We start from the raw sequence: 7,246 nt of genomic DNA, 5'->3' as shown, positions 1-7,246 counted from the left end.
CAACATCCCGCAAGCCTCGCCGCCCACGTTTCTCTTTCTTCCATATTCAATTGTCAAAAAACAGACACACATTAGTGTCAAAACCATCAAACCAAAACCCGAAAGTTCAGCTTCCAAAGACCCAACAAACTCGCCAAGTCTTCCAGTTTTCTCCAGAACGAAGGACATCGTCGCTAGCAGCGCCGCCGCCCTCGTCAGTGAGCGGACTTATAGAGGAACACCTCAGACATAGTCAACAGCACCAAAAGAAGAAAAATCAGAAAAATGGCAAGTGGCTGATTTGGTTGGGATATTTTGGTTTCTCTCTTAAATCTAGGCTAGAACACTCCTTATAGCGGTAATTCGGGCTAACCGATTTCCCTGTAAAACGGGTTTCTTCCAGCCAGACTGGCTGCACGCCACGTTTTTGCCGCGAGCGGGACGTATCTCGAAATCTCAACGAATCCTTAAGACAAGAAGTTTGGGACTATGGCTCGTTAATCTCGGCCTGCGTTTGACTCGCTTGTCTGAAAGTTGCACACCTTCGGCGTGATGGTTTCTGGAGATTATATGAGCGATCGGTCCCGACAGGCATGACGACGAACAGAGACATGATCCGTTCGCTGGGAACCGAACCGCCTATTTTGGCGGAAGGTCGACGAGCGCCTGACCGACGGGAAATCTCGTTGCGTTGGCTGAGCGGAACATTTCTCACAGGCATTACGTCTTCTATCCTTATGGGCGTAGCCTTGTTTGCAGCTCTCGACGGTCGTCAGCAGTTGGCTATTCCGGCTGAAGCCTTCGCGCGGGCTGACATGGAGCAGGATGCCTCTGAGACAGTGCGCCGCGGCGTTCGCCTTCTGGCACCGAACATTGCGGCTAGACCTTCTGACCGTTCTGTTATGGATGTATCGACCGTCATTCACGATGGCGACAAGGAAGTGGTGCGTAAAGTGCCCTTCTCTCATGTAAAGATAGCGCTTGCGGCCAACTATACCAATCAGGATGACTATCCTCCTTTCGATCCGCTGAATATTTTCGCGACCAATGAGGATGCCTCTCCTGCCGCCAGCAAAACCGGCACGATCTACGGCTCGGAAGTCGAGTCTGAAGTCAGCCTGAAGACTGTCGCTTTCCCGACGAAAAACAGTCCCTTTGCCTATGCTGCTGCGATGAGCTTCGATGAGGTGGAAGAGGCGGTCCGCTCCAACGGTTCGATGTTGACCGATGGCAACGAGCAGCTATCCGCCCTTTACTACATTGATCCACGACGTTTCGAAGCAACCGAGGATGTGGATATGACGGCAGGGCTTTCAGCGCGCGTCGTTGAGCAGAACATGTCCGTTTCCACGCCACAAACCTCAAACGTCAAGGTTCAGGAATATGCCGACGACGTTATACCGGTTCGGCAGGCTCAGACGATGGAGGCCGCCCTTTTCGGTGCTGGCTATTCCAAGGAGCAGGCGCGGCAGACGGCGGATGCCCTGGGTGCCGAGAATGGGTCGGCCGAAGTGCAGGCTGGCGATGTATTGCGGATCGGGATTTTGCAGAGCGATGAAAAAAGCGATGTGGTGCGGGCCAGTCTTTATCGCAAGGCCCGCCATGTCGTGACTGTTGCGACCAATGATACCAAAAGATTCATCAAGGCAAGCGAACCGCCGCAACTGGATGCTGTCGCCACTGCGTTCGACAGCAGCAACGCGCCACTGACGGCCAACCGCGATTTGCCGCGTGTGTATGATGGCGTTTACCGGGCGGCGCTGACCTATGGCATGAACCAGACAATGGTTGCGCAGTTGGTGAAGTTGCTGGCCAGCAGTGTCGATTTTCAGGCACAGCTGAAGCCGTCGGATTCGCTGGAGGCTTTCTTTTCGGTCGAAGGACCTGATGGCAAGGCGACGGACCAATCCGAGTTGCTATATGTGAATGCCAAGTTCGGCGACACCGAAACCCGCTTCTACCGTTTTCAGAATCCGGATGATGGCAGCGTCGATTACTTCGACGGCCAGGGTAAAAGCATCCGGCAGTTCCTGATCCGCAACCCTGTGCCGAACGGTCGCATGACATCCGGCTTCGGCATGCGCCGCCACCCGGTACTGCGGTTCAGCCGTATGCATACCGGCACGGACTGGGCAGCGCCGCGTGGAACGCCGATCATTGCCACGGGCAATGGCGTCGTTGAAAAGGCGGGATGGGCTTCCGGCTATGGCAACCAGACGCTGATCCGCCATGCCAATGGATATGTTTCCTCATACAATCACCAGAACGCGATTGCCAAAGGCGTGACAGAGGGTGCCCGCGTCACCCAGGGCCAGGTGATCGGCTATGTCGGGTCGACGGGCCTTTCGACCGGCGCGCATCTGCATTATGAGCTTATCGTCAATGGCACCAAGGTCGATGCCATGAAAGTGCGCCTGCCGGGCGGAAAATCGCTTTCCGGTGAAGCGTTGGCGCGCTTCTCAGACGAGAGAAAACGTATTGACACGCTGCTGAATATCGATGGCAAGGCCGAACAGGTTGCAAGCCGGTAAAACCCTATGTCTCGTACAATTAGAAAGGGCTCCATTTCTGGAGCCCTTTTTCGTTTGATCACGCAGCGTCGGCAGTTTCGACGTCTGGACGCAGCGGCTTGATCTTGAACAGCAGCCGGTCCGTACCAGACGTGACCTTGACGCGGGAGCCATCCGGGATTTCTCCACCCAGGATCATCTCGGCCAGACGATCCTGGACGGATTTCTGGATGACGCGCTTCAGTGGGCGGGCGCCATAGGCAGGGTCGTAACCCTTGTCGGCCAGCCAGATCCGGGCATCCTCGTCCAGTTCCAGCATGATCTTGCGGTCGTTGAGAAGCGACACGAGACGTTGGAGCTGGATATCGACGATGGCACCCATTTCATTGCGATGTAGGCGATGGAACAGGATGATGTCGTCGATACGGTTGAGGAACTCCGGCCGGAAATGCGACCGGACACGCTCCATTACCAGCTCACGCACGGAATCGACCTGATCATTATCGCCCATCTGCGTCAGGAACTCCGAACCGAGGTTCGAGGTCATGATGATGATGGTGTTCTTGAAGTCGACGGTACGGCCCTGCCCGTCTGTCAGACGGCCATCATCCAGCACCTGCAACAGGACGTTGAAGACATCCGGATGCGCCTTTTCGATCTCATCGAACAACACGACCTGATAGGGCCGACGACGAACCGCTTCCGTCAGCGCACCGCCTTCTTCGTAACCGACATAGCCCGGAGGAGCACCGATCAGCCGGGCTACGGAGTGTTTCTCCATATATTCCGACATGTCGAGGCGAACCATCGCGGTGTCGTCATCGAACAGAAAACGAGCCAGCGCCTTGGTCAGCTCGGTCTTGCCGACCCCGGTTGGTCCGAGGAAGATGAAGGAACCGATCGGGCGGTTGGGATCCTGCAAGCCGGCGCGTGCACGGCGAACCGCTTTCGACACAGCCTGAACGGCTTCGCCCTGGCCAACCACGGACTTCGCAAGCTCGTCCTCCATACGCAACAGCTTTTCGCGCTGGCCTTCCAGCATGCGATCGACAGGAATCCCGGTCCAGCGGGAAATGACTTGCGCGATATTATCCGCAGTCACCACTTCCTGAACCATGGAGCCGACGCCGCTGCTATCACGCTCTTCAGCGGCAGCTAGTTCCTTTTCAAGACCGGGAATGATGCCATAGGTCAACTCGCCAGCACGCTGAAACTGCCCGCCGCGCTGGGCGATTGCCAGTTCGTTGCGCGCATCTTCCAGCTGCTTTTTCAGGTCGGCGGCATAGCCGAGCTTCTGCTTTTCAGACTGCCAGCGGGCCGTCAGGGCATCGGCTTTTTCCTCCGTATCGGTTAACTCGTCCTCGAGACGCTTCAAGCGATCAGCAGACGACGCATCCGTCTCCTGCTTCAAGGCTTCACGCTCGATTTTCAACTGCATGATGCGGCGGTCAAGCTCGTCCAGTTCTTCCGGCTTAGAATCCACCTGCATGCGCAGCCGCGATGCGGCTTCGTCCATCAGGTCGATGGCCTTGTCCGGCAAAAAGCGGTCGGTGATATAGCGGTTGGACAGCGTTGCAGCCGCCACGAGAGCCGAATCCGAGATACGGACCTTATGATGCTGTTCGTATTTTTCCTTCAGACCGCGCAGGATCGAAATCGTATCTTCCACCGTCGGCTCATCCACCAGCACCGGCTGGAAACGACGAGCAAGCGCCGGGTCTTTTTCCACGTGCTTGCGATATTCATCGAGCGTGGTTGCGCCAACGCAGTGCAATTCGCCACGGGCCAGAGCCGGTTTCAGCAGATTGGACGCATCCATCGCGCCATCTGCCTTGCCCGCGCCGACCAGCGTGTGCATTTCATCGATAAACAGAATGATGCCGCCAGCTTCGGACTGAACCTCATTCAGCACGGCCTTGAGGCGCTCTTCAAACTCGCCGCGATATTTCGCGCCGGCGATCAACGCACCCATATCCAGCGCCATCAACTTTTTGTCTTTGAGGCTTTCCGGCACATCACCATTGATGATGCGCAGCGCCAGACCTTCGGCAATCGCCGTTTTACCGACGCCAGGTTCACCGATGAGCACGGGATTGTTCTTGGTGCGGCGCGACAGAACCTGCATGGTGCGACGGATTTCATCATCACGACCGATTACCGGGTCGAGCTTGCCGTCACGGGCATCTGCCGTCAGATCGCGGGCGAATTTCTTCAGCGCATCGAAACCCTGTTCGGCATTGGCACCATCGGCAGTGCGGCCCTTGCGGATATCACTGATGACCTGATTGAGGGCCTGGGCGGTGACGCCAGCCTTCTTCAAGGATGCGGATGTGCTGGCAGATGTTTCGATGGCGAGAGCCTGCAGCAAGCGTTCGACAGTGACGAAGCTGTCACCGGCCTTTTTTGCCACGTCTTCGGCTGTCGAAAACACTTTCGCCAGCGGCGCAGTCAGCGAAAGACCGCCATTGCCGCCGGATACTTTCGGCAGTTTGCCAAGCGCTGCATCATTGGCAATACGGGCTTCCTTGGCGTTGCCGCCAGCCCGCTCGATGAGCGATGCGGCCATGCCCTGGTCATCATCCAGCAGCACTTTCAGCACATGTTCGGCCGCGAATTGCTGATGGTTTTCGGCAAGGGCATAGGTTTGCGCCGATTGCAGAAACCCACGGACCCGTTCGGAATATTTCTCAATGTTCATCTCATAACTCCTTTTACCGCCCTGCCCGTCATCGGCACAGTACGGCTTGTTAGGGTTGAGGCTCCCTGAAGCGGCAAGCCCCGCTACGATATCAGGCATGTGCCGTTATCGCCTGGAACAGAGGCTTGGCTGATGGCCGCGCATTCTGCTCCGTTGGGGTTGATATGGTACGGAATTTGGCTGGTTTAAAGAGGGTGGAAATGGGGGCGGGTGGATTTTTTGGAGGGGAGGGTTTTGCCTTGTGCACGAGTGATATGTTGTTAGCGTTTATGGGTGTGGCTCACCCCCCTTGTAACTTCCCTTCGCCGTCATTTGGGTGTGTACTGCCCTGTGCGGTGGCGGATGTTAGACCGAAGCCCCTTAGGGACACCAAGCCCGTGGCAGAGCCCGGTTGTGCATCCGCCGTTCCATCGAACCCGAACAGTCGCCAGGGCCGCTTGCGCGTGCAAAGCCCGCTTAGGCAAGGATGGGATAAGATGGATATTATCGTTGGTATCGACGTGTCGAAGGACCGCCTCGACGTTGCGGTTTCACCCTCTGGCGCAAGCTTTTGTGTCGGGAACGACGACAGTGGCATCGAAGAACTTGCGCGTCGCCTCAAGGCGGAGAACGCCGATCTCGTGGCGCTGGAGGCGACGGGCGGTTTTGAAACGCTGGCCGTGGCAGAGCTTGCGGCCTGCGACATCTGCGTGATCGTCGTCAATCCGGCGCAGGTGCGAGCCTATGCCAACGCCATCGGTCGGCGTGCCAAGACCGATGCGATCGATGCAGCCCTGATTGCCGCTTTCGTCACGGCGACGAAACCGCAGATCCGACCGCTGCGCGATGCGCAAACCCAGGCTTTATCGGCCCTTGTCGACCGCAGGCGACAGATCGTGCAGATGATCGTGGCTGAAGAGAACCGCTTGCGGATGGCGTTGGAAAAGACGACGCGCAAGAGCATCAAACGGCTGCTGGATGCGCTGCGCCGTGAGATGGAGAGCATCGATGCCGATCTGGATGACCACATCCGCAAGTCACCCTTGTGGCGTGTGCGCGAGGCATTGCTGACCTCGGTTCCGGGTGTGGGGCGGGCTACGGCGCGCACGCTTTTGGCGGAAATGCCGGAGCTCGGCAGCCTCGACAGACGCCAGATCGCATCGCTTGCGGGATTGGCACCTTGGACGCGGCAATCGGGCAAGTGGAAAGGCAAGAGCTTTATCGGTGGCGTGCGCTCGAAGGTGCGGGCCGTCCTGTTCATGGCGGCACTGGTTGCGTCCCGTCACAACCCGTTCCTCAAAGCCTTCCGCGATCGCCTCGTGGCATCCGGCAAGCCCAAGATCGTCGCCATCGTTGCCACCATGCGCAAGCTTCTTACCATCCTCAACGCCATCATCCGGGAGAATAAACCATGGCAAAACGCTTGACTGCCAAGACAGTCGCTCTGCCCTGCCGGGCATCTCCCCCTCAGGGGGGGAGATCGGTAAAAGGCACGCTCACTGCCCAACATCACCCTTCAGGAGAAGGAAAAATCACTAAATATTGCCATCGCCCCGCCCCAACATTCAAGATGTCCCGTGAGCCCGCGCCCAGCCAATCTCCCCACGTGAGGGGGAGATTGGCTGGGCAGAGGGGGGTGAGCGGCGTATTCCTCATGTTAGCTGGCTAGGTGCCTCACCTGCCGACCTCATACGTCGTCCGGAGCCGGTCAAAGTAGAGGTAGCGCGTGGTGCAGTCGAAGCATCCGGCTGAAGCCTTTGTACGCATCCCTCGCCCTTCGAGGCTCCTTTGGGTACCTCAGGATGTTGCTACCACCACATCCTTTATTTCGCTCCCGCCTCGCTCTTGGAGCGGTACATTACACCTCCCACTTCGGGATGAATGCTACTTCCATCGCGATTGTTTTGCGCTCTTTTGGTGGTTGGTCAAGTGACAAACACTTCCCGTCAAACGTCATGCTCAACCTGCCTAAGGAAGGGTCACCCCCAGCTCCCTCGAAACATCCACCCACAAAAACAAAAAAACCCCGGCGGACCGGGGTTTTGAACTGGCAAACTGACAAACGCTTGCGGATTAATCC

4 protein-coding genes are annotated in these 7,246 nt (G+C 57.3%); 2 read left to right on the top strand and 2 right to left on the bottom strand.

The features are described from left to right. Window positions 1–572 precede the first annotated feature (572 nt). Window positions 573–2,510, top strand: coding sequence for a M23 family metallopeptidase (locus DSM25558_RS27185; RefSeq protein WP_077107738.1), 1,938 nt, complete (start codon window positions 573–575; stop codon window positions 2,508–2,510). A gap of 58 nt (window positions 2,511–2,568) precedes the next feature. Here DSM25558_RS27185 and clpB read toward each other — a convergent pair whose 3' ends face one another. Continuing rightward, the gene (gene clpB, locus DSM25558_RS27180) at window positions 2,569–5,187 is read right to left on the bottom strand and encodes an ATP-dependent chaperone ClpB (protein ID WP_077107737.1); all 2,619 of its coding nucleotides are present in this window, start codon (window positions 5,185–5,187) and stop codon (window positions 2,569–2,571) included. A 476-nt stretch (window positions 5,188–5,663) separates the two neighbouring features. Between clpB and DSM25558_RS27175 the strand changes: the two genes are divergently transcribed. Continuing rightward, window positions 5,664–6,593 (top strand): IS110 family RNA-guided transposase, encoded by a 930-nt coding sequence (locus DSM25558_RS27175; RefSeq protein WP_077107736.1) that lies wholly within the window; start codon window positions 5,664–5,666, stop codon window positions 6,591–6,593. 431 nt (window positions 6,594–7,024) lie between these two features. Here DSM25558_RS27175 and DSM25558_RS29155 read toward each other — a convergent pair. Then, window positions 7,025–7,246, bottom strand: a 222-nt coding sequence (locus DSM25558_RS29155) for a hypothetical protein (RefSeq protein ID WP_210189146.1), incomplete at its 5' end; no start/stop codon positions are given.

It is taken from the genome of Agrobacterium sp. DSM 25558 (assembly GCF_900100825.1).
GTDB lineage: Bacteria > Pseudomonadota > Alphaproteobacteria > Rhizobiales > Rhizobiaceae > Agrobacterium.
This window is presented reverse-complemented; position numbering and strand designations above follow the sequence as displayed.

Coding starts and splice junctions, on each gene's coding strand:
- DSM25558_RS27185 (WP_077107738.1), top strand. CDS start 573: ATGACGACGAACAGAGACATGATCCGTTCGCTGGGAACCGAACCGCCT.
- clpB (WP_077107737.1), bottom strand. CDS start 5,187: ATGAACATTGAGAAATATTCCGAACGGGTCCGTGGGTTTCTGCAATCG.
- DSM25558_RS27175 (WP_077107736.1), top strand. CDS start 5,664: ATGGATATTATCGTTGGTATCGACGTGTCGAAGGACCGCCTCGACGTT.